The sequence below is a fragment of the Methylobacter arcticus genome, from assembly GCF_050917435.1.
Classification (GTDB): Bacteria; Pseudomonadota; Gammaproteobacteria; order Methylococcales; family Methylomonadaceae; genus Methylobacter_A; species Methylobacter_A titanis.
In genome coordinates, this window is the sequence record NZ_CP159583.1 from 784,443 (window position 1) to 808,853 (window position 24,411).

Genomic DNA, 24,411 nt, shown 5'->3' on the forward strand with positions numbered 1-24,411 from the left:
CGGCTCTATTAGTAGGACCGACCGCTCAGCTTCGGCATTACTTAAAACTTTTTTAACCAGGGCAATCGCGCTTAAATCATCCCGATGACACGAAGTAAATAATCATTATCCCATCCGGCCTTTAACCGCTTGATCTTGATGCCTACCTTAGATGTTTTTTCAGTCTTGATCAGATTCAGGGCAATATGCCGGATGACAGCCAGGTTCGCAGCACTATGTCCCTTGCGAGTACGATTGCTATCTTCATCAAAGGCTATATCAAGAACCCAGTGAAGATTGTTTTCTATAGCCCAATGCGCTCGCACCACATGCTCTAATCGCTTCGGATCATTAGCCCCCAGGCTACTGATAAAATAGCGTGTTTCCTCAGTAACCTTGTCGCCGATTTCTCTTTTGGCAGTGACGGCGATAATGCTTTGTAGGCTGTTCCAGTCATGCCGCTCTCGCAGCCAGGCTATATCGGCTGTCGCACGAATGGTGCGGGTTTCAATGCGACCATGATCACCATCATAGCTAACAGAGGCAACTGCCGGAGATAAAGACGAAGTAAAAAATGTTTTAACATCGTCATGCAGGTTGCCCTGATTGCCTTTCAGGCTAAAGACATAGTCACCGCCTTGCTGCTTAATCTGTTCGGCAATTTTCTTTTGGCAACCCATCGCATCGATAGTAATCACGGCTCCCGCTATATCAAGCCGTGACAGTAACTTTGGGATGGCCGTGATTTCATTCGATTTATCATCGACTTTAACCTGACCTAAAACCAGGTTGTTTTGTTGCGCCCAAGCGCTGACCATATAAATAGCGGCTCTTTTTGAAGCTTTGTCTATGCTGCGCCTTAAGCACTTGCCATCTATCGCAATCACTTCCCCTTCGGTTATGTTGGCTAAATCAGCAACCCAGCGGGAAAAGCAGACACTAAAATGGTCGGTATCAATGGCTGCATAAACTGCGCCGAAGGTGTCGTGCGAGGGTATGCCATGCTCTAAGCCAAGCAATTCAGTGAACCACTCCTCTTTAGCTAGGCCAAATTCTTCAACAGCAACCCAGTTATCAGCTCCACAAATCATAGCGCAGATACTGATAAAGAAAATATCTTGCAGTTGATGCTTCTTTTGCCTGTTTACTCTGGGGTCTTCAATGCTTGAAAAGTGATGAATAATAGAAGGTGTTGGTTTTGCTATCATTGAAAATCAAAATGATAGGATTATTACCCCATCTAAATTCTATTTTCAAGTATTTTTAAGCCCGATTGCCCTGCTTTTTTAACTTGTCGTTCTTTGATCTCACCGCTCAGCGTTATATATGTGACACTGGCGTGAAAATAATGACGAACGAGCTTAAGAGGGTGTCCTCGTTTATTTAGTCCGCATGCATTTTCCGCCTCCCGATTGTAGCAGCTGACGCATACCACACCCCTAACTAGCCGAAGTGATTGTCTTTTACAGCGAGCGCAGACCTTTGATTTATAAAGAACTGAGCGTTGAACGTATTGGTCACTACCCAGACTTTCAGCACCAATAGGGCAGTAGCGGCATTTAGTTCTGTACATTGTCGCAATGCCGTCTGAGCTATTCGCCTTTACGTGAGATGCTGCACAGAAACTTTTACTAAAAACAGCAGAATATCTTAAACAAGAAACCGTTTCGACCATTACACGCAACCAAAAAAATTGAGTTGCGTTTAGTTTTTTGTCACCACCGTTTTACTTCAAGCCGCCATTTTATGCCTGGTGTTTTGTTTAATTGATAGTTACTTTTGTGAAGGCGGTTTTGAGCCGACCATCCATTGCAAAATCAGTCGTCACCGTTAATAATGCCAAAAAAGTAGCCCGGTCGAGATCATTACTAAACTTAATTCTTCCCTCGTCCAGTGCATTAATTAATTCAATACTGCACGCGCTGAAGGCCGCTTTTAAATCATCTTGGTTATTTATGTCGATGGGTAATGTTTCTGATAACTCATGCAATTGCACTAGCGTCGGGCTAATCATTGATTTTCCTCGCCGCCTTAATTTGCAATGTTGATTCTATGTTCATTTTTTTATTTCCTTGCCGGTTAGGGCTGTATCAATGCCTGGTGTATCAGGCTATTTTTAATAAAGTGAATGTCAATCCGCAAACGATGACCATTCCATAATTTCCGGATTAAATACGCATCTGACAATGCCGCATTCACCATGACGGTTTTTTTCAATTATCACTTCAGGACAATTATCATTATCTTCATCGGGGCGGTAGAGCATAAGTACTTGGTCGGCCTCTTGCTCGATAACCCCTGAATCGCGCAAATCTGACATGATGGGACGCTTGTCTTTTCTTGCTGCGCCTGACCTGTTCAACTGAGCCAACACCATGATCGGAATATTTAGATTCCGAGCAAGATTTTTTAATCCGGTAACGATAAGACCGATATCAATGTTTTGATTGAACCCGACTTTATCAGGATGCAGTCTGGTCAAATAATCCACGACTATGAAATCAATTCCACCGTCTGCCATCCACGCCCTTGCTTGCATTGACAATTCGCCAATGGTTATAGCTGGCTTATCGCAGATATTAATTCCCATTTGCGAGATAACACTGGTTGCCGCTGTTAGCCGGGTGAAGTCCATTTCGTCAAGATCGGCATGGCGTAACTTGTGAGCGTTAATGTTCGCTTCCATTGCCGTAAATCGGCTCATTACCTGGAACACAGACATTTCAGTCGAGAAAAAGCCTACTTTCTTGCCTGATTTAGCTACGTTTCTAAGCACTGACACGGCGAAAGCCGTTTTCCCAACTCCTGGCCTCGCTCCAACAATTGTCATGTCTGATGGGTGTATACCGCCCATTGAATTATCAAGAGCTGCAATTCCTGTTTTTAGGCCAGTGCCGCCGGTGTCTCTTGCGTCAAATATCTCGGACAGCTTATCGACAAAAACATTCATCGACTCTTTGGCATCGTAGACAAATTTCTTGCCGTCTAAGCTTGCCATCTTCATTGATTCTGAAATCAGTCCAGATAGAACCTCGCTTGGCTTCTCTCCCGCACCTATGTCGTGGTGAGCTTTCTTTATCGCCGCTTGAATAGATTTTGCTTCAAAGATTCTGCGTAACTGGTCAACGTAGTTTGAATAATTGTGTTTTGAGCCGAAAACATTCCGCTGAATATCTACAACTAAACCTAAGTTGCTATCACCGCCAAGCCGATCAGAAACGCTGAAAGCATCAACGGTAACTCCTGTTGCTGCTAAATGCTGCATAGCATCAATAATGCGCCGGTGTTGTGTGAACCAGCGAGACTCAAGGTGCTGCGTTAATATCTGCTCTGGATCATTGAGCAAAACGCTGATAATGATTTCTTCGATATTTCTTGATTTGTTATCGTTCATCAGTTCAGCGCCTTGTATTTGCGTTCACCTTCAAGTAAAGCTGGTGCCGGATTAATTTCCGTTACCTCATCCTTCCAGCGTCGCCCGTTCAAATACGCCTGCGGATTTGGAATATATTTTTTATCGATCCATGCGGAATCATTCAGTACTCGATTTTTCACATCATCAATTATCAATAACTTCGTTTCGTAATCGATCTTTTGCCATGCCTTCTCGGCATCTGATTTTTTGACTTTCTTTGGATAGACAGAGTAAAAGTCATCGAACGATATATCTTTTATTGGTTTATGGTTAATGGTTAATGGTTCTTGGTTAGGGTTTGATTCGCTTTCAGTTGGGTTATCATTCGCTAACCGTTCACTAACCGTTTGGGTTTTTTTGGGTTTTTTTGGCCTACCTCCAAGCTTGCCGTTGACTCGATTAACCTCTGCTTTATTGCGGTATTCGCATATTTCACTATCAATACGCCTGTGCCTCCAACCGTTTTCACCCAAAACAAAAAAATCATTAAGGACGTTCTCCAAGTTAGGAACCATGTCAGAACCCAAAGATAACCGACGGATAACCACTTGGGTTTCTTTCGGTATTTGGGTTTCATTCAAGAAATACCAATCAATTAATGTTCTGTAAATGTAATGCTCGATTGGCGTTAAATGTGCAGTATCTCTGCGGTAATCGCCTATATGGAAACTATAATAATTCACTGCAATCCACCACTTCGACCGCGCAATTAACATTGTGTTTACCGGGTTTAGGTAGCACATTTGATAGCTTATGAAGAACCTTTTTGGCATCATCAACCATGCCATGCGAAAGCAAATATTCTGCCTTGGTAACTCGACTGGCAACCGCCTTCAAAACCTCAGTATTTTCTTGGTTTTTGTTGGCGTCCATTAGGCACCAACTTTGTTCTGAGACTCTACCCACGAAAAAAACTTAGCTTCATCAATCAAAACTTTTCGACCAATGCGAACGATGGCGCCGGACTTGGCTAGGCCATTGCTGGGGGCGTTGAAGATAAGGGAGCGCATACCGCCAAGGGTGAAAGCTGGTTGTTTTGCGGTGAATTGATTTACTGTTGATAGTGTTGGCATTTGATTATTCCAATAAGAAAGTTTTGTTATCCTGTTTTGCAGGCTTTCCACAAAATTGCTCTTGTGTTGAAATAAATTGTAAGGTTTTATTTTTTATATAAAAATTAGGAAATATGGTAATTTCCTACATTTCCTATTTTTCCTAAAAGCTAACCCATTGCTTTTTATGGGACAAAAAAAGGGGCTTAATGCCCCTTGTTTGTTTTGCTGTAATTTAACCCGCTTGCCTTGCCTCTCGTTTCAGCCTGTCGAGTAACTTTTTTGCTGGTATCCCCTCGCTGGTTTGTAACCACTTGTTAAAAGTTTGTTCGTTACTCCCCCATAAATCAGGCTTGGCGCGTCTCAATTCATCTTGAAGCCAATAATGAGTTCGTTTTCCGTCATAATTAGTTCGGCTTGCCCATTCGATAAAATGCTCGGTTCTTGATCTGTCAGCTTCGCCCTTTTGCTTTTTTGCCTTTTTCTTATCACTACCCGTGCCAGCATCACCCACGGTTTCAGCTTGACTGTCCTTACCATCATTCCGTTTGGCTTCGGCCTGCCCATCAAATTCAAGTTCTCTAATAGCATTGCTGAAATTCCGCCGCTTAATTGCGGCCTGATGCGCTTCCAGCTTCTCATATTCGCTCCTCAAAATTAGCAGTTTTCCGTAACTAATGACCACACCAAGACCTGTTGAAACCTCGTCACGATGCACACTTAAACTACCATCGACCATAAGTTTCTCTTTCTGTTCGCTCGATAACTCGTGATTATTGTCAAACATAGCAATTTCAAAACACCCAAGATCCCATATAAAATCGTCAGGTCGATCCAATGAAGTAAACATAAAACTTTCTTCACCCCTAACCAGCTTTTCTAATAGCGATGGATCATCAACCAAAACGGGTTCAGTAATTGGAGTTTGAACACCGTCATCATCAACAAAAACTAAATTTGTTGGATCAATAAATATCCTTAAGCTTGTTTTATTACATAAATCAATAAAGGCACCCTCTGCACAATTTATATTTTTTGCCTCAAGGTTCAACGATAGGTAATCCCAATTTGTCGCCATAATCATCCCGCCCCACCAAAAATCTTTTCATTCATGCTGGCAACTACATTGCTTACATGACCATCTGATAAGTGAGCGTAACGCTTAACCATGCTTAAGGTCTTGTGCCCAAGAACCTCGGCTATTTCGGCCAGTGACGCGCCATTCATCGCCAGATAAGAAGCTGTACAGTGCCTTAAATCGTGCCATGTAAAATCCGTTACCCCGGCGTTTTTCCTTGCCGTCTCCCACGGCTGCTGTAAATCAATTGGGTTCAATGGATTTTTAATACCCGGGAAGAGCAGGGGAGTATCAAGCCGCCGGACTTTGGCGTGTTCTTGTAATAGATCCAGCACATGGCCGGACAATGGGACGCGTCGCCGTTCGCCGTTCTTGGTTTCGTGCAGGATTAAATAACGCTCTTTCAGGTTTACGACTGACCATTTAAGGCCGAATAGTTCAGCCTGCCTCATGCCGGTACTGATTGCCAGAATCACGCACAAATAGAGCTGTTTGTTTCTGGACTCCTTGCAAGCAATTAAAAGGCGTTCGCGTTCGTCATCATCCAAGAACCGGACACGCCCACGGGCTGCTGTAGGCTTTTTGATGTTCTTCATGGGTGAATCTTCCAACCATGCCCAATCCCGAACGGCTGTAGTAAAAACCGTACTCAGTGAGGCCATGTACCTTAATACAGTGGTCGGGCTGCGTGGCTTGCCTCTAAATTCCTCGTTAAGTAATTTCTCCTTAACCAAGGTAATTGCATCGACGTTCACATCGGCCAGCAACATATAACCTATTTCCTCTTTCCAGCGTCTTAGGTGTAGGCCGGTATGGTCATCTTGAACTTTGGTAAGTTTTGCGCCGGATAGGTAGCGGTCAATCATTTCATCAACCGTGTGTTTTTTGGCTTCGGCTGTTTTGAAGTGCCGTCCCTCTCTAATTGCGCTCTCGGTGTCCTGCGCCCATTTTTTGGCATCAGTGAGCCGCTTAAATGTTTCTGTTTGCGCTGGATACCCTTTTATTCTGACTCGTACTGTGTAGTAAGGTTTTCCATCTGCGGTAAGACGTTTATTAATGGTTGCCAATTTTACTGCTCCTATCGGATAGCAAGCGGCTTTGGTATAATGCTTTAGCCATTTGCTTAACCCTATCTGTTAAGTAAGTCGGTAAGGCCTTATGGGTGGTGAAACACCTGCAAGGTCTCTTCGTTTCTAGGGTTTCAGTATACTCTTACGTACCACTCACGTACCAATTGATTATAAAACAAGGTAATAAATGGCAATAATTGATAACAAAAAAAATAGATAACATACTGAATTGTTTATTACTATTTGCTTTGGTGTGTTGTGGCTTTTATGGTTTTTGGGATTCATAACCCCGGGGTCGGTGGTTCAAGTCCACCTATCGCCACCATACACTCCGTACTGATTATTCAGCACCATCCGTACTCAATGCCTACCCAATTGTTGTAGGTGTTTTGTCGGAATCAAGCACAGCAATACCCATCCCCAACTCAAGCCAGAAACCCTACAAATACAGCAACTTTCACCGGTAAACAAAAGTTGAATCAGTGGTAAACTGAGCCTGAAATTAACAAAAAACTTTTGAAGCATTTGTACTGGGTCTGACAAATATCAGCATCGTAAGCAGCGCTCCTAGTACAATATAGAACAGTCTTATTATTGAGGAACTCCCATGCAAACCTATCTGCCCTTTATCAAAGCGCTTCTTTCCGAATGGTATCTTTTGACCCTGAACAATCCGTTGTATGCTGCGGCATTAGCGTCAGCCGTCTGGCTGCTGACCGCTTTGCTTTACAGTATTCGAATTGCCTCGATAAAAAGAGCAAAAGTTGCCGGTGAAAAGGCGGGTATCGAAAAGCTTAATGCCGCACAACAACAGTTACAGCACAACCAGGAGGAATTGGCGGAGGCTGTTATGCACAGGGAAAAAGCCCAATCGGCAGCTCAAGGTGAAACACAGCGGGCTTTAGCGCTGGAGCAGTTGCTTTATCAACGCAACCAGCAGATTGCCGGAATTATTCAGACACTGGCGACAAGCTTCGATCTTGGTGAGCGACCATTACTGGCCAGTGAAGATGTTAAGGCGGATTCATTGTGGCAGCAGCATGATAAGGTCATTACGCAATTAACCGAGCGTCTGCGTACCGAGCAGCAAGCAAAAATAGAGTTACAACAAGCCTGTCAGGCGGAGGCGATAAAACTGGTCGAAAAGGATGTGCTGATTAAGGCTCTGCAAACGACGTTAGATAACCACACCAGTCAGCTTTCCAGGCTAGAGGTGGCGTTTGAAGAACAAAAAACCATGCTGCAACAGCAGCAGCATAATGCTCACCAGGTTTTATCCGACACCCTGAAAAAATACCAGGCGGATATGACTCGCCCGGTAGAACCGGAACAGGAAACGATTAAGACCGTTACTACTTCGCAACAACCCATAAGCTTGGCAGAAAGCCCGATTATTGAAGAGTCCCCGATTGCACAGCCAAAGCCGGATAGCCCGGTTATTCAAGTCAGTGACGTATCGCATGCAGCGGTTAGTTGGCAGAAAGAAGCGCCGATTGAAGAAGCGCTTGCGCCAATGCCGTCAGAAATAAAGCCTCAAGCGGTATTTGAAGAAGCGCCTGCTGTAGCAGCGGACATCGATCCGCAACCGGTTATTGCTGCTAAAGGATCGCTGGGGAAATTTAAAAACCTGTTCGGTAATAAGCAACAGCCGATTAAAACAGAGCCGCAGTGGGTAGACGCAAAATTGGAGGAGCCGCTGTTATTGGATGAGGAACAACAGTCTGAAAAGGAAGTCAAAAAAGAGTCGGGAAAACTGAAAGGCTTTTATAGTAAATTCAGATCGAAAGGTAAATAAGCGGCTTCAGCACGGGACAGTTTAAGGTGATTTTCGTGGATTCATTATTCGAAATCACCTAATCCTTGCCCGTGTCCCGTCTTAAGCTGGAAGCCAAAAAGGGGCAGGGGATTCAAATCAACAGTATTGCCCTGCACACCACGCTGACGACCAGGCCCATTGAAAATTATAACCGCCCAGCCAGCCGGTCACATCCAGTACTTCACCGATAAAATAAAGTCCTGGCACTTGCTTGCTTTCCATGGTCTTGGATGAAATAGCATCGCAGTCAACCCCGCCGGAAGTCACTTCAGCGGTACGATAGCCTTCAGTACCATTGGGTTTAATCGTCCAGTTATTAAACTGATCCGCAACCCGCTGAATCTGTTTGTCCGACAAATCCTGCAATGACGCATCCAGCAAATCTTCAGGCAGAAAACTAGCGATCAGCCGCTTTGGCAAATAGCCTTCCAAGATCGTTTTTAACTTGTTTTTAAGCTTTTGTTGGCGCTTTGATTTTAGCTCCGCTTCCAGATTTAGCTGCGGCAACACGTTAATCACAACATCCTCACCGGCCTGCCAATAGGATGAAATCTGCAAAATCGCCGGGCCGCTTAAGCCGCGATGCGTAAACAAGACGTTTTCACTAAAACTCTGCCGTTTGCTGCTGACCGCACAAGGCACGGCAATACCCGATAACGCCGAGAATTTTTCTTTATCTTCCGGCTGCAAGGTAAACGGGACCAGACCTGCGCGGGTAGGCAGCACATTAATGCCGAATTGCTGGGCTATTTTATAGCCCAAAGGCGTCGCACCCATTTTGGGTATCGACAAGCCGCCGGTCGCAACCACTAATGACTGGCAGCTAAAATTGCCCTGTTTGGTTTTAACAGAGAAACGGTTATCTAGCCGTTCAATTGAATCAATGTCGGTGCTCAATTGCACCATTACGCCTGCCTTGGCGCACTCTGCCAACAACATATTGAGAATATCCCTAGCGCTTTCATTGCAAAACAATTGCCCGTGATCTCTTTCATGAAAAACAATCTGGTATTTCCCGATTAACGCCAGAAAATCCCATTGGCTATAGCGGCTCAGCGCCGACTTGCAAAAATGCGGGTTGTGCGAAATAAAGTTATCCGGTTCAATAGAATAATTGGTGAAATTGCAACGACCGCCGCCGGACATCAGAATTTTTTTCCCCGCCTTATTGGCATGATCCAGAACCAGCACCTTACGCCCGCGCTTGCCCGCCTCAATGGCGCACATCAGACCCGACGCTCCGGCCCCAATAATAATGATGTCGACCTCAGTCATGGTTTTCCTTTAAAACGCTGTTAGGCAAAGCTTGTTTAGATAAATTAGTTTTTGTCATATGGGTCTCGTCGTCATGTCCTGTGCCGAGAGTTGTGGCTAATGTCTGGGAATACAGATCTTGCAGTATGAGACGCGCTGCGTCCCATACTGCGTTCCTTCGTAGCACGTCACTGATATTAAGTTAAGGATTTAATGCGTCGTGGGCGCGAATTTATGTGCGCATTTTAATTCCTATCGCGCGAATAAATTCGCGCCCACGGCATTCAGTTATAATTATTTTCGGCTTAATTTAATCGCAGTAACGTAGCACGTGAGAACGAGGGCAAGTTTTAGTTTTAGGTCTTGGAGGATGTCGATGGGGCCGTCGATAATTTAAGTAATGCCAGCCACTTAGCAGGGCTATTTAACGGTTCAAAGTGTTTTACTTTTGGGGACGTAAAAGCCTTAAACTTTTTTTTATGTCGTGTTCGAAATTGAACTATCACCTACCGGTATCACCTTTGCCCCTGAGTTGAGCAATTAAATTGATAAAAAATGCACAATGCAAAAGCTAATTCCTTGATGTTATTTTAGTACCGCTTATCGATATACCTCGTCATGGCTTCCAACATCCAGCAGGATGATTTCTTGATCCGAAAGCAGTAGGGTTAGGCTAAGACGATAGCTTGAGGTGCTTGCACACCTTTTAGTTTGCCGCCAAGCTTATGGCACCGGAGGTGCGGCTGAAATGGATCGCGCTCCAGATAACCGAGAATCGCAGCAAATTTCCGGGTGCTGCTTGATAAATTTCCCGGCCGTACGGGTAAAGCCTGAGGTCCAGACGAGGGTGTACATGTACGTCTAATTCTTTGAGTAGCTCAGCCGCTGTGCCGCGTTGTATCCGGCCTGTATGCAGATCTTCCAGTGATGCCAGCACCCGTGCCGTGTACGCTTCATCTTCTGCTTCCAGTAATGCCTGATGGCGAGCCTCGGCAAGCACCGCGTATTGCGGCTGATTGTTTCGGATCACATGGACATCGCCCTTGGCAAGGAGATCATCCACTGCGGCAGTTCCGCGGCGCTTAATCTCCTGACCAGGGATAGTATTCATCTTTGAACTCCTTTGGGTACTTGATTAGGTGCGAAAATAGCATGCCAAGTATTAGAAGACAACAAACGCAAGAAATAATGCTCAACTGCCAGCTTGTTCGACGACGGTATCGACTTGCTCCTGCGACAAAAATCCAGTGTGACGTACACTAACTATTGATGGTTAAAGAAACTTCCATCACCCACACTTACTCTCCCCACAATTCAAACAAGTCATACAGCCATCCATCAATACCATCGCCTTGGTGCTGCATTTGTTGCACAGCACGGCTTTTTCGGGAAACGACTGGTCTGCCGACTCGCCGTGCTGGGCTTCAAATTCTTTACGCTTTTCGTTAAGAAACTTTTTTTGGTGATCGGTCATCGCTTCCGGCTTGATCATGCCGATGTGTTTCATGTGCGATTCGATAGCGTAGCCGATTTCGGCGACCAGCGACGGCATGAACACGCCGCCTTTTTTGAAGTAGCCGCCGTGCGGGTCGAATACTGCTTTCATCTCTTCGACCAGGAAGCAGGAGTCGCCGCCTTTGCGGAACACCGCCGAGATTAGCCGGGTCAGCGCCAACACCCACTGGAAATGTTCCATGTTTTTGGAATTGATGAAAATTTCGTAAGGCCGGCGCTCTTCATGGGGGGTGCCGGGGTTGAGGATCATGTCGTTGATGGTGATGTATAAGGCATGTTCCGACTGCGGAGTCTTGATTTTGTAGGTGGAGCCGAGCAGCACTTCCGGGCGCGTAAGGTTTTCGTTCATGCTTTCCAGCGATGGCTGTTCTGGCACTGGCTTAACCGCTTCGACATCGTCTTTGGTCAGGACTTTGTAGCTGATGATTTTTTTGGCGATTTTATGGGGCATGTTTGTAGTCTCGAGCAATGGGGTAGTGGCCTTTTTTCAAGGCATTAATCAGGTTAAGGGATGATAGGAACTCTGCCGCTCATCTCTGTTGAGGGTCTTAACTCAAGTGAGTTTTTATCGGTGGTCTCGATAATTCCAAATCATTAATCACCGGCTTGGGGTTGTAAAAAACACTGATCACTTTTAGCCACGAAGACAGCATGCCGAGCGTGGTATGGGAGTAGCCATTAAAGTCGCAAAACTCTTTAACCAGTTTGCTTAACTCCGGCAGCTTGGTGTAACACACGCCGACAAATAGATGATGTTCGATTTGATAGTCCAAGCCCGACATCAGGAAGTTGCCGTACCCGTTGGTGTGGATATTGATGGTGGTGGCGGTTTGTTTTAAAAAGAAGTCGGCCGAACTCTGATCGTTAGTGGCAAAAACCGCTTCGGGAACCAAATGAGAGGCACCCAGAGTAAAGAACAAGGCATAGGACAACAGCATGTTTCTTAGCAGGTAAAACAGCAGTACGTCGGTCATTTCAAACCACAAGCTGGGCAGGGCTATCCATAGAAAAACATGAAGGATGTGGCAGCCTAAATCAACATAATATCTTATGTTGGTTTTGTCTTTGCGCATCTTGCCCAACAGGTAGACGAGCCCTTGGCGTTGTATGTCGAACGCCAGAAAGCCAATCGCAACCGGAAAAATAATGCCTTGCAGGTATTGATAATAAAAGCCGTGTAAGCCCGGCGTATTGTCTTTTTCGCTCTTGATGACTGAGAAGAACGGTGCAAAATCAAAATCGAAATCGTGACCGACGATGTTAGGGTTTTTATGGTGGACAATATTATGTTTATATTGCCAATAATTAATTGAAAAACCTAATATCACAACGTTGCCGAAATAAGATAGCAAGTCATCCAGTTTCTTGCTGTTGGTGCTGGCATAGTGCGCCGAATTATGGGTATGCGTGCCTATCCCTAGCAATCCGACAAGCAATAAAGCCGTGGCTAACAGGGTCAGCAATAAATGGGTGGATAGTATAAATAGGGTTATCCCGGCGGCGGTAAAAATACAATGCGCGCACAGGTGTAATAAAACCATTTTGGTATCTTTTTTATAAAGTCCGCGTGCTTTTATTTCTTTTTTTAATGCGGATATGCTGCTTAGGTAATGCTTGTGCGGTGAAATTACACTAGTACTTTGTGTTGTTGTTTCCATCTAAATTCGGTGGTTTATCAGTGATTAAAGTTGGAGCTGGAGGGTTGTCTGGCTCGATGGGTTGGGGATAGTGGTGTGCACCCTAACACAATGCTTGTTGATGCGTCGATGTTAGGATGACTTGCTTCAATTCAATCTAGTTTAGAACTTTCCGTAGTAGCCTTCTTTCAAGGCATCAAACAGGTTAGCGGCACTGTGGATTTCGCCGTCGTATTCTACGTCTTCGTTGCCTTTAAATTCCATGACGTGACCGTCTTCAAGGGTGAATTGGTAGGTGGTGTTTTCCAGGTCCGATTCTTTAACTAACACACCCTGGAATACTTCAGGATTAAAGCGGAAGGTGGTGCAGCCTTTTAAGCCTTTGTCATAGGCATATTCATAAATAGACTTGAAATCTTCGTAGGGATAATCGGTAGGCACGTTAGCGGTTTTTGAAATCGACGAATCGATCCATTTTTGCGCCGCCGCTTGAACATCGACGTGCTGTGTCGGGTTGACGTCATCCGCCGAGATAAAGTAATCCGGCAGTTGCTTGTCGGGATCTTCGCTGTAAGGCATCGCATCGCTATTGATCATTTCCCGGTAAGCCAATAGTTCAAAAGAAAATACGTCGATTTTTTCTTTTGACTTTTTACCGGCGCGGATCACGTTGCGCGAATAATGATGCGCAAAGCTCGGCTCTATACCGTTGCTGGCATTGTTGGCCAGCGACAGGGAAATAGTGCCGGTCGGCGCGATAGAGCTGTGATGGCTAAAGCGGGCGCCGGTTTCAATCAGTTCGGCTAACAATTCAGGCTCTTCATTGCCTAGTTGCTGCATATAGCGGCTGTACTTGGCATGCAACAGTTTTCCGGGTACCCGGTCGCCGATTTTATGGCCATCGGCAACCATTTCCGGGCGTTTATGCAGCATTTCGCCGGTGACGCTAAACATCTGCTCCATAATCGGCGCCGGACCTTTTTCTTTGGCCAGCGCCAGTCCCGCTTTCCAGCCTTCCACGGCCAGTACCTTGGTCACTTCTTCGGTGAATTCCAGCGACCCGGCATCGCCGTATTTCATGCCCATCATGGTGACGGTTGAGCCCAATCCCAGATAACCCATGCCGTGACGACGCTTGCTGGTAATTTCTTCACGCTGTTGAGCTAAGGGCAGGCCGTTGATTTCAACCACATTGTCCAGCATACGGGTGAAGATCTTGATGGTTTTACGGTAGTTGTCCCAGTCGAAATGCGCATCGGTGGTGAACGGTTTTTTAACGAAGCGGGTCAGGTTGATCGAGCCTAGAAGGCATGAACCGTAAGGCGGAAGAGGCTGTTCGCCACATTGTCCGGTTACTAGACCATTAAAAATAACGGTATTGTGGTCAACCTGAGTGGTATCAAAAACAGCTTCTTTTCCTATGTAGCTGATTTCTGAAATTTCACTCAAATAGTCTTGTTTTTTTAGTAACTGTTTATCGATTTTCCAGTCATGGTATTTTTGATTTTTTTCGTCACCTAGAAAACCAATTTCCTGCATAAATTGTTCACGCGCTTGCCCGTCAATAATAAGTTCATAATCGGCTTGGCAAGAATAGGCTTTTTGTCCGCCTTTGCCATCAGGCAGCATTCTAAAAGAAGCATTGCGGCGCTTATAAATTCTTGAGAGCACCCCAAAATTGCTTAATAGAATTTGTATGTCTTTGAGTAATGGTGTGTGCGAAGAGGCTAATCTTATTGAGCAAGATTGGCTATTTCCTGAGACATTGACGGTTCCATCAGCCTGAAATAAAGCATTTAAATAACCTTTTACACAGGCTTCATTGCCTTGCCAAATGACTTCAGGAACACGGAGTTTGCTGTCTTTATTAAAACCATAAAACGCCAACACTCTCGCCAACAGTACTGAGCGGATCATAATCATATTACGATCCGGCACAGCTACTGCGGAAACCGCGTAACTTCTGAACGTGTTGTGTGACAACGCCGTTGAGACTATTAATTGATTAATATAAGCGACTAATTTGGGCGCAAAATCACGATCACCGTTCCATAAATTAATCACCGCAGCCTGTTGCTGTTTACCTCGATTGGTGAAATGGCCATCACCGGTAATTAAGCCCAGTAACACGCCAAAATTATTATCGCCCTGTTGTCCAAATTGACCTTTACCGGATTGAATCCGTAATTTATCGCCTAACTTCAACTCTTTTAATTTGATTTTGCCACGCTGAGTATAAAAATCATGCCAGGCAGTGGCTTTAATTTCATAACCATCACGCGTGGTTACCCGATAAACCTCTGCCGAGGCGGCCGTCATAAAAGCAGGTTTGGCAGGTCGGATAGTCGTTCCTTTATCTTCCAAGCCGAGTGCGCGATGATCGACGGTCACATTTAATGGGGAGCCGCTGGCGTAAAGGTCGCCGATTTTTACCATGCCATGTTGCGTATGTAGGCGAGTATCTGCAGTTACGCATGGATTAGTCGCACGAATTTTCTCGCAAAACCAGTTGTTGTTCATCTCGTTGACCTTGTCGATCAGGATGAATCCCGGTTCGGCATAGTCGTAAGTGGAACTCATGATGATGTCCCACAGACGACGTGCGGGCATGGTTTTGCTTATTTTGCAGGCGACCATGCCGTCGTCGTTAAGGATATAGCCGTCTGTGTAGGGCAGGTCGCGCCAGATGATTTGTGTGCTGTCAGCCAAATCCAGATTATCCAGTTTGACTTCTTTTGCGGTGACCGGAAATGATAGCGACCAAGGCAAGTCGTTTTTTACCGCTTCGACAAACTCGGCAGTAATCAGCAGCGACAGGTTGAATTGGCGCAGCCGTCCGTCTTCGCGTTTGGCGCGGATAAATTCGACGACATCGGGATGGCCGACATCGAAAGTCGCCATTTGTGCGCCGCGTCTGCCGCCTGCGGACGACACGGTAAAACACATCTTGTCATAGATGTCCATGAACGATAACGGGCCGGAAGTATAAGCGCCTGCACCGGAAACATAAGCGTCTTTAGGTCTTAAGGTTGAAAATTCATACCCGATACCGCAACCGGCTTTTAGGGTCAATCCGGCTTCATGCACCTTGCCCAGAATATCGTCCATGGAATCGGCGATGGTGCCGGATACCGTGCAATTGATAGTCGATGTTGCCGGTTTATGTTCGAGGGCGCCGGCATTGGAGGTAATTCGCCCGGCCGGAATAGCGCCTTGACGCAAGGCCCACAAAAATTCTTTGTAATATTGCTCCTGCTTGGCTTTGCCTTTTTCTACCTCGGAAAGCGCTTTGGCAACCCGTTGGTAGGTTTCGTCGATGGAGCCGTCAATAGCATCGCCATCTTTGGTTTTTAAACGGTATTTGGTATCCCAAATATCCATTGAGGCGTCTTGGAAAGGTATTTCGGTCACGGTGTTTGGGATGACGTGTAGCTTTGCCGGCATTAGGATGTCTCTGCGAGTAGTGGAAATTTAAAGACTGGCCGACTTAGGTTCGGCAATCGATATGTAGTGATTTTTTTTCAGAATAGCACGATATGTAGTGGTTTAGCGAGAAAATAAAAACAATGCGGTGAAACTTGCAATGGCTTCTATTCAACCAGAAAACCGCCGCTTTGATGTTGCCACATGGCGTAGTATTTGCCTTGTTTAGCCAGCAACTGCTGATGGGTGCCTTGCTCTATGATCTTGCCTTTTTCGAGCACGACAATCCGATCCATTGTTAAAATAGTGGAAAGGCGATGGGCAATAACCAGCGTCGTTTTATGTTTAATCAACTCGAAAATAGCGGTTTGGAGTTGTTGTTCGGTCAGTGAATCCAGCGCGCTGGTGGCTTCATCCAGCACCACAATCGGCGCATCTTCCAGAAAGGCGCGGGCTATCGCGATGCGCTGCCTTTCGCCGCCGGAAAGCTTGACGCCGCGCTCGCCGACCAGCGTGTCGAATTGGTCGGGCAAATCCTGGATAAACTCAAGGCAGTGGGATTTTGCGGCGACATCAAGCAGCCGTTCCTCTGAAATGTCAGCGCCTAAGGTGATATTGTCCCGTATCGAACGATGAAACAGATCCGGTTGCTGCGGCACCATGGAGATTTGTTGGCGCAACGAATTCAGCGTAAAGGCTTTTGCATCCAAGCCGTCAAAGCTGATGCTGCCTTTTTGGGGATCGAGAAAGCGGAACAACAGTTTGGTTAACGACGATTTGCCGGAGCCGGATTGGCCGACCAGTGCGACTTTTTCACCGGCTTTGATGTTCAGGGAGAAGTTCTCAAACAGTCGGGTTTGACGCGAGTTGGCTTCATTATAGGTGAAGCAGATGTTATTAAAGTCGATGGCGCCGTGGGTGATGGCCAGTGCTTGGGCATGGTCGGGATCGACTTCGACATCTTCCTGTCTGAACACCTCGGCCATTTCGGAGGCATCGGCCAGGGCGGTGAAAAAGTTCCTGAAATTGCGCCCGAACTCCCATAAACGCTGGATCAGCATGATCATGATCGATTGAAACAAAACAAACTCGCCGACCTGAAAGTTGCCGGTTTTCCACTTTTGGATCATCAAATAAACCAGCAGCAATTCAATACCGAAAGTCATCAAGCCTTGCACGGCAAAGGAAAAAAACATTAATACCCAGGCGATTTTTTTCTTCCGGTACACAAAATCCGAGGCCTGATTGATGCGCGCCTGTTCGGCGGCTTCCAGGGCAAAGCTTTTGACGATGAAAATATTGCTGACCGCATCCGAATACACGCCGCCGACGGTTGAGTCGGCCTGGGCTACGGCCTTATCAAAGCGCAGTTTCCATATCGAGTAGACAACAGTCCAGGTGACGAAGAGTACGACCCAGGCAAGAAAATAGCCCGCGAATTCCGGCTGTTGTTGGTAGAAGATCGCAAAGGCAATGCCTATTGCCACGATATTCATGAAAAACTGGAACAGAAACCAGTCCATGATGATTTCAAAAGAACGCGAGAAGCGGTTGGCCTGCTTGATTAAGCTGCCGGAAAAACTGTTTTCGAAAAAGACATATTTTTGTTTTTTGAGCACCTCGAAACAGCGCTTTTCCAGCAGATTAACGCCGCCGCCATCGAGCGGGATAATAGCGATTTCAAGCAACCGCCATGACAACCAGATGCCCGCATAAATAATTCCGACCTGTTTCAGGTTGTCCAGCATTAGTGCCAGGGTTGCATCCGAATAAGGCGCAGCCAGTCCGTTGGCAATGTTTTTGTAATAAATCGGCGCTGATAAATCCAGGGTCATGGCGGAGGCCAACGCGAATAGGGCCAGCAGGAAAAGCCATTTTTTCTGCCAGACAACCCGGCTGTATTCTTTAAAGATGATATTCATTGGCCGTTTTTTTGTAATGGCTCAGGCGTAGGGCGCGCCGTGCTAGCCTTCAGGGCTTCGGTGCTGCTCTGGCGCGCGCGGCACGCCCTACTTAACCCCATTAAAATACGTAATCTGCGTATACAGAGGGTTATTAAACGATCACTTATTAGCCCGATGCGCAATAATATCGTCAACTACGGCCGGGTCGGCAAGCGTGGAGGTGTCGCCCAGGCTGTTAATCTCATTGGAGGCCACTTTACGCAAAATACGGCGCATGATTTTACCGGAACGGGTTTTGGGTAAACCCGGCGCCCATTGGATAACATCCGGGTGGGCAATGGGGCCGATTTCTTTTCTGACCAGCTCGATTAGTTCTTGTCGCAGTTCTTCAGAAGGCTCAATGCCGACATTTAAGGTCACGTAGGCGTAGATGCCTTGCCCCTTAATATCATGGGGATAGCCGACTACCGCCGCTTCGGCGACATGTTCATGCAGTACCAGAGCGCTTTCGATTTCCGCCGTGCCCATGCGGTGACCGGATACATTGATCACATCGTCAACCCGTCCGGTAATCCAGAAATAGCCGTCCTGATCGCGGCGCGCACCGTCGCCGGTAAAATAATAACCGGGGTAGTTTTTAAAATAGGTATCGATAAAACGTTGATGATCGCCGTAAACGGTACGCGCTTGTCCCGGCCAGGATCGACTTATGACTAAAATGCCTTCGGCTAGACCTTCCATAATTTGGCCGGAGTTGTCCATGATCTCAGGCTTGATGCCAAAGAAGGGCAGGGTGGCGGAACCCGGTTTTAAAGCTATCGCACCGGGCAACGGGGTGATTAATATGCCGCCGGTTTCGGTTTGCCACCAGGTATCGACGATAGGGCAGCGACCGTCGCCGACGACATGGTAATACCACTCCCAGGCTTCCGGATTAATGGGCTCGCCGACACTGCCGAGAATTCTTAAACTGCGGCGTGAGCTGCGGGTAACAAATTCATTGCCTTGTGCCATCAGTGCGCGAATGGCGGTCGGTGCGGTGTAGAAGATATTGACTTGGTGTTTGTCGATCACTTGCCAAAAGCGGCTGGCATCGGGATAGGTCGGTACGCCTTCAAACATCAAGGTGGTGGCTCCGTTGCATAACGGGCCGTAGATCATGTAGGAATGGCCGGTTACCCAGCCTACATCGGCGGTACACCAGTAAATGTCGCCATCATGGTAATCGAAGACATATTTGTGGGTCATGGCCGTGTACAACAAATAACCGCCGGTAGTATGCAAAACCCCTTTAGGTTTGCCGGTGGAACCTGAGGTGTACAGGATAAATAACGGATCTTCGGCATCCATTTTCTCTGCCGGGCAATCGGGGGTAGCCGTCGCCATCGCTTCGTGATACCAGACATCGCGCTGTTCGTGCCAGTCTATCGGATTGCCGGTATTTTTGATGACGATGACTTTTTCAAGGCTGGGGCAGGCGGCAGCGGCTTCATCGACGTTGGCTTTAATGGGTACGGTTTTGCCGCCACGGTGGCCTTCGTCGGCGCAGACCAGAAACCGGCAATCGGCATCCAGAATCCGGTCTTTTAACGCCTCGGCGGAAAACCCGCCGAACACGATGGAATGCACCGCGCCGATACGGGTGCAGGCCAGCATTACCGCTGCCGCCTCGCTGATCATCGGCAGGTAGATGCAAACGCGGTCGCCTTTTTTGACGCCCTGCGCTTTTAACACATTGGCAAACTTGCAGACTTGTTCGTGCAATTGCCGGTAAGTGATTTTTTTGTCCTGCGCCGGGTTGTCGCCTTCCCAGATAATGGCAACTTGATCGGCGCGCGTGGCTAGATGGCGATCCAGGCAATTGACGCTGACGTTGAGTTTTCCTCCTTCAAACCAGCGGATATGGCCGGTCAAAAAATCGCAGTCCATGATTTTATCCCAAGGCTTGCTCCAGTCCAGGAACAGCTCGGCCTGTTCAGCCCAGAAAACTTCCGGTTCGGCTATGGAGCGCTGATACAGGGTTTTATAAGTTTCAGCGGTAATGTGTGCCTTGGCCGCTATTTCCGGCTTTATGTCATAAATTTTAACGTCTGACATGCGTTAATCCTTGGGTTCGGTTGAAAGTTTATTATCCAGCGTGGAATGGCGGTTATCTCAAATTTTAAGTTTATGCAGTATACACAAAAACCATTTTTCTAAACGTTGACAAGTCAACAACACGGATATACATTAACGTAACCATTAAAAGATTAGTTAAAGGCGGTTATTATGGCATTCTCCAGTGAAGATATTATCCCTTTCGGTCAAGTCAGGGCACGGTTTACCGAACTCGCTGAAAATGTTTGTGCCGGTGCGGAAAAAATTATCACCCGTAATGGCGAAAGTTACATTGCTTTGGTTGCAGCAAAAAAACTGGATTATTATCACAGGCTTGAACAGGAACATATTCACCTATTGCTTATGCAGGAAGTAGAGCAAGGTTTAAATGACCGTGACGCAAACCGATTGCTTGACGTACATGCCCTCCAAGAAAAATATGGCCGGTGAAGATGTCGGTGCAGTTCAAGATAAGGGTAGCTGCGAATTTTGAACGTAACCTTGATGAAATCGAATGTTTTTTTAAAAAAATTGAGCAACCAAGGCAATTCGAAGTGTTGTTAGATCAGCTTTTTGACACCATCATTCCCAATTTGCAGCACTTCCCTTTGTTGGGCAAAGACTTTCTTGCAGAACCGCAGGGTTCTGTCGAAAGCTCTATGCTGCTACAGAAAATTAAATCCGGAACTCCTGAAGATGCCAGTATCCGGCAGTACCTGAGCAAAGACTACCTTGTGCTGTATTGGCTGGATAGTCAGGAAATAGTGCTGCTCAGCATAAAACATCATCGACAGCTTAATTTTAATATTCAGTAACAGCTCGGCGTTAGAAAATTAGCATCTACATCCATTCCTTAACATTGACCCAAGAGGGAGTTTATGAACAATCGATTACTATGCGTCGCATTATTGTGGCTACCGGTTTTTGCGAGCAGCGCCGCCCCGACTAAAGTGTCGGAGCATGTGCTAGGGAACGGGTTGAAAGTGCTGGTTAAGGAGGATCATCGTTCTCCGGTTGCAGTGTCTCAAGTCTGGTACAAGGTGGGTTCCAGTTATGAGCCGGGCGGTATTACCGGCATTTCTCATATGCTTGAACACATGATGTTTAAAGGTACTGACAAGCATCCCGCCGGTGAATTTTCGCGGATTGTCGCCGAAAATGGCGGCGACGAGAATGCCTTTACCGGGTCGGATTACACCGCTTATTTTCAAACCATGGAGGCGTCAAGGCTGGCCGTCAGTTTTGAACTGGAAGCCGATAGAATGCGCAATTTGCATCTGTTGGCCGATGAATTGAAAAAAGAATTAGAGGTAGTGACCGAAGAACGCCGAATGCGCACCGACGATAATCCGCAGGCAAAAATGCAGGAACATTTTATGGCGATGGCTCATACCAACAGCCCTTATAGAAACCCTGTGATCGGCTGGCCTTCAGACATTGCCAATTATAAAGTTGAAGATTTGCAAGCCTGGTACCAGCGTTGGTATGCGCCCAATAATGCTACCCTGGTCGTAGCGGGCGACGTGGAGCCTAAAGCAGTGTTCGCGCTGGCGGAAAAATATTTTGCCTCGCTTAAACCCAGCGAAGTTAAAGCCGTCAAACCGCAGGATGAAGTCGAACAGCTCGGCGTGCGCAAGATGACGGTTAAGTTACCGGCAAAATTGCCGTATCTGTTAATGGGCTACAAAGTACCGGTATTGAAGACAGCGGAACACGAGTGGGAAGCTTATGCGTTGGAGGTTTTGGCCGGTGTGCTCGATGGCGGCAGCAGTGCCAGGTTGTCTTCGGGACTGGTGCGCGGCAAGCAACTGGCCGTTTCTGCCGGTGCCAGTTATGGCTTGGCTTCGAGGTTGCCGGGATTGTTTACGCTGGAAGCGACTCCTGCGGCCGGGAAAACCGTGTGGGACTTGGAAACTGCGTTAAAAAACGAGATTACCGATTTGCAAATCAAGCCGGTCGAGAAGGATGAATTACAGCGCATTAAGGCGCAGGTTTTAGCGGCGGCAGTCTACGAGCGGGATTCCAATTTTTATCAGGCCATGCAGTTGGGTATGCTGGAGACGGTCGGTCTGGGTTGGCAAAAAGCCGATGAATATGTGACCAAGGTCAATCAGGTTACCGCAGAACAGGTGCGCGACGTGGCGCGTAAATATCTGATCGAAGATAAATTGAGTGTCGCTTATTTGGAACCTTTACCGATCAATGAAAGCGCTACCGATACCAACACTGAAAAAGGAGCTAAATAATGCGCATCCATCTGTTAAGCCTTGTTTTTTTATTGTTTAGCCAGTCTGTTTGGGCCGTTGCAAAAATCGAGCACTGGCAAACGCCGCAAGGCAGCCGGGTTTATTATGTGCATACCGAAGGCCTGCCGATGGTGGACATACAGGTTGCTTTCGATGCCGGCAGTGCGCGTGACGGCTACCAGTTCGGCCTGTCCGCATTAACCTCCGCGTTGCTTGATACCGGTGCCGGGCAGTGGAATGCCGATGACATTGCCCAGCGCTTTGAGAGTGTCGGAGCGAAATTCGGTTCCAGTGTTTCCAGCGACATGGCTTCTGTTTCATTGCGCACTTTAATTGATAAACCTTTATTCGATAAAGCGCTGGAGACTATGCAGGTCATTTTGGCTAGTCCACGTTTCAATGAAGCCGATTTTCAACGGGAAAAAAACCGGACCTTGGCCGGTTTAAAGCAACAGGAAGAATCGCCTGCCGAATTGGCCAGCATCGCTTTTTATAAGGCTTTGTACGGCGATCATCCTTACGGGCATCCGAGTTCCGGTTCGATTATCACGGTGTCAGGCTTTGAAGCAGCGGATTTGCGCAGCTTCTATCAGCAATATTATGTCGCCGCCAATGCGATAGTGGTGATTGTCGGCGACTTGTCCAGAAAACAGGCCGAGCTTACCGCCGAGACCTTGCTCTCCGGTTTGCCGACAGGATCAAAGCCGGAACCCGTGCCGGAAGTGGTTATGCCGGTAAAAGCAGACCGGCAGCATATCGAATTTCCCTCTTCGCAAACGCATGTTCTGGTCGGGATGCCCGGCACTTACCGCAAGGATCCCGATTATTTCAATTTGTATGTCGGCAATCATATTCTGGGTGGCGGCGGACTGGTGTCAAAGCTGTTTGAGGAAGTCCGGGAAAAACGCGGCTTGGCGTATAGCGCACGCAGTTCGTTTGTGCCAATGTCCAGGAAAGGGCCGTTCACGGTCAGCTTGCAAACTCGCAACGATCAAACCGGGCAAGCGCTGGACGTACTGAATAAAACCCTGAGCGATTTTATCGAGCAAGGGCCGACAGAAGCCGAGCTGATTGCCGCAAAGAAAAACATCACCGGCGGTTTTGCGATGCGTTTCGATACCAATAAAGAACTGGCCAGCTACGTGTCGATGATCGGTTTTTATGACATGCCGCTGGATTATCTGGATACCTTTCGGCAACACGTCGAGCAGGTGACGGTAGCCTCGATAAAAGACGCTTTCAAGCAGCGCGTTGATCCGCAGTTGATGCAAACTATCACCGTAGGCGGGAGCGAGAATAAGCGTGAAAAATAAGCTCAGAATTATCGGCGGGGACTGGCGCAGTCGGCAGTTAAATTTTGTCGATGCGCCGGGCTTAAGGCCCACGCCGGCCAGAGTCAGGGAAACCGTATTCAACTGGTTGCGCTATGAAATTTCCGGCAAACAGTGCCTGGATTTGTATTCCGGGAGCGGCGCTTTGGGCTTTGAAGCCGCTTCCAGAGGCGCAAAATTGGTCGTTCAGGTAGAAAATAATATTCAGGCCTGTCGCAGTTTAAAGGACAATATCGTTGCGCTGTCTGCGACTCAGATAAAAACAGTGCAAAGCGATGTATTGCGCTATCTGGCCGGGGACGCACAAGTCTTCGATGTGGTGTTTCTCGATCCGCCATTCGGGTTGTCTCTGGTGATTCAAACGTGTCAACTGTTGGAACAAAACGCTTGGCTGGCTAAACATGCCAAGATTTATGTTGAAACGGAACGACATTTTGATTTTTTTGGAATGCCCGAAAATTGGCGGCTGCTGAAAAGCAAGAGCGCGGGCGAGGTTGGTTATCATTTGTTTGAACGGGCGGAAGTTTGAGGATAAGGTGAAAGACGAAAAAACAAGGCTCCAGGTTGCGCCGCCTTGAATCCTGAATCTTGAAC

At 47.0% G+C, this 24,411-nt stretch carries 21 protein-coding genes; 6 read left to right on the forward strand and 15 right to left on the reverse strand.

Annotation, left to right across the window (positions count from 1 at the left end):
• Positions 1-71: 71 nt before the first annotated feature.
• The 8 genes from ABXJ76_RS03805 to ABXJ76_RS03840 all read right to left on the reverse strand — a co-directional run bounded on the left by ABXJ76_RS03805 (position 72) and on the right by ABXJ76_RS03840 (position 6,591).
• Entirely contained in the window at positions 72-1,187 is a 1,116-nt protein-coding gene (locus ABXJ76_RS03805; RefSeq protein WP_432744252.1) for an ISAs1 family transposase, read from the reverse strand.
• Between the two features lie 554 nt (positions 1,188-1,741).
• Positions 1,742-1,993, reverse strand: a complete 252-nt coding sequence (locus ABXJ76_RS03810) for a hypothetical protein (RefSeq protein WP_432744254.1) — start codon at positions 1,991-1,993, stop codon at positions 1,742-1,744.
• Positions 1,994-2,110: 117 nt separating this feature from the next.
• Positions 2,111-3,373: a replicative DNA helicase gene (locus ABXJ76_RS03815; protein WP_432744256.1), complete on the reverse strand. Its 1,263-nt coding sequence runs from the start codon at positions 3,371-3,373 to the stop codon at positions 2,111-2,113.
• A complete protein-coding gene (locus tag ABXJ76_RS03820; protein WP_432746433.1) occupies positions 3,373-4,137 on the reverse strand; it encodes a YdaU family protein in 765 nt (254 codons plus the stop codon). Before ABXJ76_RS03820 ends, ABXJ76_RS03815 begins: the two co-directional genes overlap by 1 nt.
• Positions 4,064-4,267, reverse strand: coding sequence for a hypothetical protein (locus tag ABXJ76_RS03825; protein WP_432746588.1), 204 nt, complete (start codon positions 4,265-4,267; stop codon positions 4,064-4,066). Before ABXJ76_RS03825 ends, ABXJ76_RS03820 begins: the two co-directional genes overlap by 74 nt.
• A complete protein-coding gene (locus ABXJ76_RS03830; RefSeq protein WP_432744258.1) occupies positions 4,267-4,518 on the reverse strand; it encodes a hypothetical protein in 252 nt (83 codons plus the stop codon). The genes ABXJ76_RS03825 and ABXJ76_RS03830 overlap by 1 nt, the downstream gene beginning before the upstream one ends.
• A gap of 163 nt (positions 4,519-4,681) precedes the next feature.
• Entirely contained in the window at positions 4,682-5,530 is an 849-nt protein-coding gene (locus ABXJ76_RS03835; protein WP_432744260.1) for a hypothetical protein, read from the reverse strand.
• Positions 5,527-6,591 carry a tyrosine-type recombinase/integrase gene (locus tag ABXJ76_RS03840; RefSeq protein ID WP_432744262.1) on the reverse strand — a complete coding sequence of 355 codons (1,065 nt, stop codon included), beginning with the start codon at positions 6,589-6,591 and terminating at the stop codon, positions 5,527-5,529. Before ABXJ76_RS03840 ends, ABXJ76_RS03835 begins: the two co-directional genes overlap by 4 nt.
• Positions 6,592-7,201: 610 nt before the next feature.
• On the opposite strand from ABXJ76_RS03840, the gene ABXJ76_RS03845 reads away from it, so the two are divergent.
• Entirely contained in the window at positions 7,202-8,389 is a 1,188-nt protein-coding gene (locus tag ABXJ76_RS03845; RefSeq protein WP_432744264.1) for a hypothetical protein, read from the forward strand.
• Positions 8,390-8,506: 117 nt separating this feature from the next.
• Here the strand turns inward: ABXJ76_RS03845 and ABXJ76_RS03850 are convergent, their stop codons facing one another.
• From ABXJ76_RS03850 to acs, 7 genes are all read right to left on the reverse strand, one after another.
• Positions 8,507-9,685, reverse strand: coding sequence for an NAD(P)/FAD-dependent oxidoreductase (locus ABXJ76_RS03850; protein WP_432744266.1), 1,179 nt, complete (start codon positions 9,683-9,685; stop codon positions 8,507-8,509).
• A gap of 685 nt (positions 9,686-10,370) precedes the next feature.
• Entirely contained in the window at positions 10,371-10,775 is a 405-nt protein-coding gene (locus tag ABXJ76_RS03855; RefSeq protein WP_432744268.1) for a hypothetical protein, read from the reverse strand.
• A 177-nt stretch (positions 10,776-10,952) separates the two neighbouring features.
• Positions 10,953-11,630: an NrdJb gene (locus ABXJ76_RS03860; RefSeq protein ID WP_432744270.1), complete on the reverse strand. Its 678-nt coding sequence runs from the start codon at positions 11,628-11,630 to the stop codon at positions 10,953-10,955.
• A 97-nt stretch (positions 11,631-11,727) separates the two neighbouring features.
• Entirely contained in the window at positions 11,728-12,720 is a 993-nt protein-coding gene (locus ABXJ76_RS03865) for a fatty acid desaturase family protein (RefSeq protein WP_432744272.1), read from the reverse strand.
• Between the two features lie 258 nt (positions 12,721-12,978).
• The gene (locus ABXJ76_RS03870) at positions 12,979-16,260 is read right to left on the reverse strand and encodes an LAGLIDADG family homing endonuclease (protein WP_432744274.1); all 3,282 of its coding nucleotides are present in this window, start codon (positions 16,258-16,260) and stop codon (positions 12,979-12,981) included.
• A 146-nt stretch (positions 16,261-16,406) separates the two neighbouring features.
• Positions 16,407-18,161: an ABC transporter ATP-binding protein gene (locus tag ABXJ76_RS03875; protein WP_432744276.1), complete on the reverse strand. Its 1,755-nt coding sequence runs from the start codon at positions 18,159-18,161 to the stop codon at positions 16,407-16,409.
• A gap of 141 nt (positions 18,162-18,302) precedes the next feature.
• Positions 18,303-20,240 (reverse strand): acetate--CoA ligase, encoded by a 1,938-nt coding sequence (gene acs / locus ABXJ76_RS03880; RefSeq protein WP_432744277.1) that lies wholly within the window; start codon positions 20,238-20,240, stop codon positions 18,303-18,305.
• Between the two features lie 171 nt (positions 20,241-20,411).
• Here acs and ABXJ76_RS03885 point away from each other — a divergent pair, with 171 nt between their 5' ends.
• The 5 genes from ABXJ76_RS03885 (at position 20,412) to rsmD (ending at position 24,346) form a co-directional block, all read left to right on the forward strand.
• Positions 20,412-20,690 (forward strand): type II toxin-antitoxin system Phd/YefM family antitoxin, encoded by a 279-nt coding sequence (locus tag ABXJ76_RS03885; protein ID WP_432744279.1) that lies wholly within the window; start codon positions 20,412-20,414, stop codon positions 20,688-20,690.
• Positions 20,691-20,794: 104 nt separating this feature from the next.
• Positions 20,795-21,055 (forward strand): hypothetical protein, encoded by a 261-nt coding sequence (locus tag ABXJ76_RS03890; RefSeq protein ID WP_432744281.1) that lies wholly within the window; start codon positions 20,795-20,797, stop codon positions 21,053-21,055.
• 63 nt (positions 21,056-21,118) lie between these two features.
• A complete protein-coding gene (locus ABXJ76_RS03895) occupies positions 21,119-22,486 on the forward strand; it encodes a M16 family metallopeptidase (RefSeq protein WP_432744283.1) in 1,368 nt (455 codons plus the stop codon).
• The gene (locus tag ABXJ76_RS03900) at positions 22,486-23,799 is read left to right on the forward strand and encodes a M16 family metallopeptidase (protein WP_432744285.1); all 1,314 of its coding nucleotides are present in this window, start codon (positions 22,486-22,488) and stop codon (positions 23,797-23,799) included. Before ABXJ76_RS03895 ends, ABXJ76_RS03900 begins: the two co-directional genes overlap by 1 nt.
• Complete coding sequence (gene rsmD / locus ABXJ76_RS03905) at positions 23,789-24,346, forward strand: 16S rRNA (guanine(966)-N(2))-methyltransferase RsmD (protein ID WP_432744287.1); 558 nt, start codon at positions 23,789-23,791, stop codon at positions 24,344-24,346. Before ABXJ76_RS03900 ends, rsmD begins: the two co-directional genes overlap by 11 nt.
• Positions 24,347-24,411 lie beyond the last annotated feature (65 nt).

Coding starts and splice junctions, on each gene's coding strand:
- ABXJ76_RS03870 (WP_432744274.1), bottom strand. CDS start 16,260: ATGCCGGCAAAGCTACACGTCATCCCAAACACCGTGACCGAAATACCT.
- ABXJ76_RS03810 (WP_432744254.1), bottom strand. CDS start 1,993: ATGATTAGCCCGACGCTAGTGCAATTGCATGAGTTATCAGAAACATTA.
- ABXJ76_RS03860 (WP_432744270.1), bottom strand. CDS start 11,630: ATGCCCCATAAAATCGCCAAAAAAATCATCAGCTACAAAGTCCTGACC.
- ABXJ76_RS03855 (WP_432744268.1), bottom strand. CDS start 10,775: ATGAATACTATCCCTGGTCAGGAGATTAAGCGCCGCGGAACTGCCGCA.
- ABXJ76_RS03885 (WP_432744279.1), top strand. CDS start 20,412: ATGGCATTCTCCAGTGAAGATATTATCCCTTTCGGTCAAGTCAGGGCA.
- ABXJ76_RS03820 (WP_432746433.1), bottom strand. CDS start 4,137: ATGTGCTACCTAAACCCGGTAAACACAATGTTAATTGCGCGGTCGAAG.
- acs (WP_432744277.1), bottom strand. CDS start 20,240: ATGTCAGACGTTAAAATTTATGACATAAAGCCGGAAATAGCGGCCAAG.
- ABXJ76_RS03815 (WP_432744256.1), bottom strand. CDS start 3,373: ATGAACGATAACAAATCAAGAAATATCGAAGAAATCATTATCAGCGTT.
- ABXJ76_RS03895 (WP_432744283.1), top strand. CDS start 21,119: ATGAACAATCGATTACTATGCGTCGCATTATTGTGGCTACCGGTTTTT.
- ABXJ76_RS03875 (WP_432744276.1), bottom strand. CDS start 18,161: ATGAATATCATCTTTAAAGAATACAGCCGGGTTGTCTGGCAGAAAAAA.
- ABXJ76_RS03835 (WP_432744260.1), bottom strand. CDS start 5,530: ATGATTATGGCGACAAATTGGGATTACCTATCGTTGAACCTTGAGGCA.
- ABXJ76_RS03805 (WP_432744252.1), bottom strand. CDS start 1,187: ATGATAGCAAAACCAACACCTTCTATTATTCATCACTTTTCAAGCATT.
- ABXJ76_RS03825 (WP_432746588.1), bottom strand. CDS start 4,267: ATGGACGCCAACAAAAACCAAGAAAATACTGAGGTTTTGAAGGCGGTT.
- ABXJ76_RS03845 (WP_432744264.1), top strand. CDS start 7,202: ATGCAAACCTATCTGCCCTTTATCAAAGCGCTTCTTTCCGAATGGTAT.
- ABXJ76_RS03850 (WP_432744266.1), bottom strand. CDS start 9,685: ATGACTGAGGTCGACATCATTATTATTGGGGCCGGAGCGTCGGGTCTG.
- ABXJ76_RS03900 (WP_432744285.1), top strand. CDS start 22,486: ATGCGCATCCATCTGTTAAGCCTTGTTTTTTTATTGTTTAGCCAGTCT.
- ABXJ76_RS03865 (WP_432744272.1), bottom strand. CDS start 12,720: ATGGTTTTATTACACCTGTGCGCGCATTGTATTTTTACCGCCGCCGGG.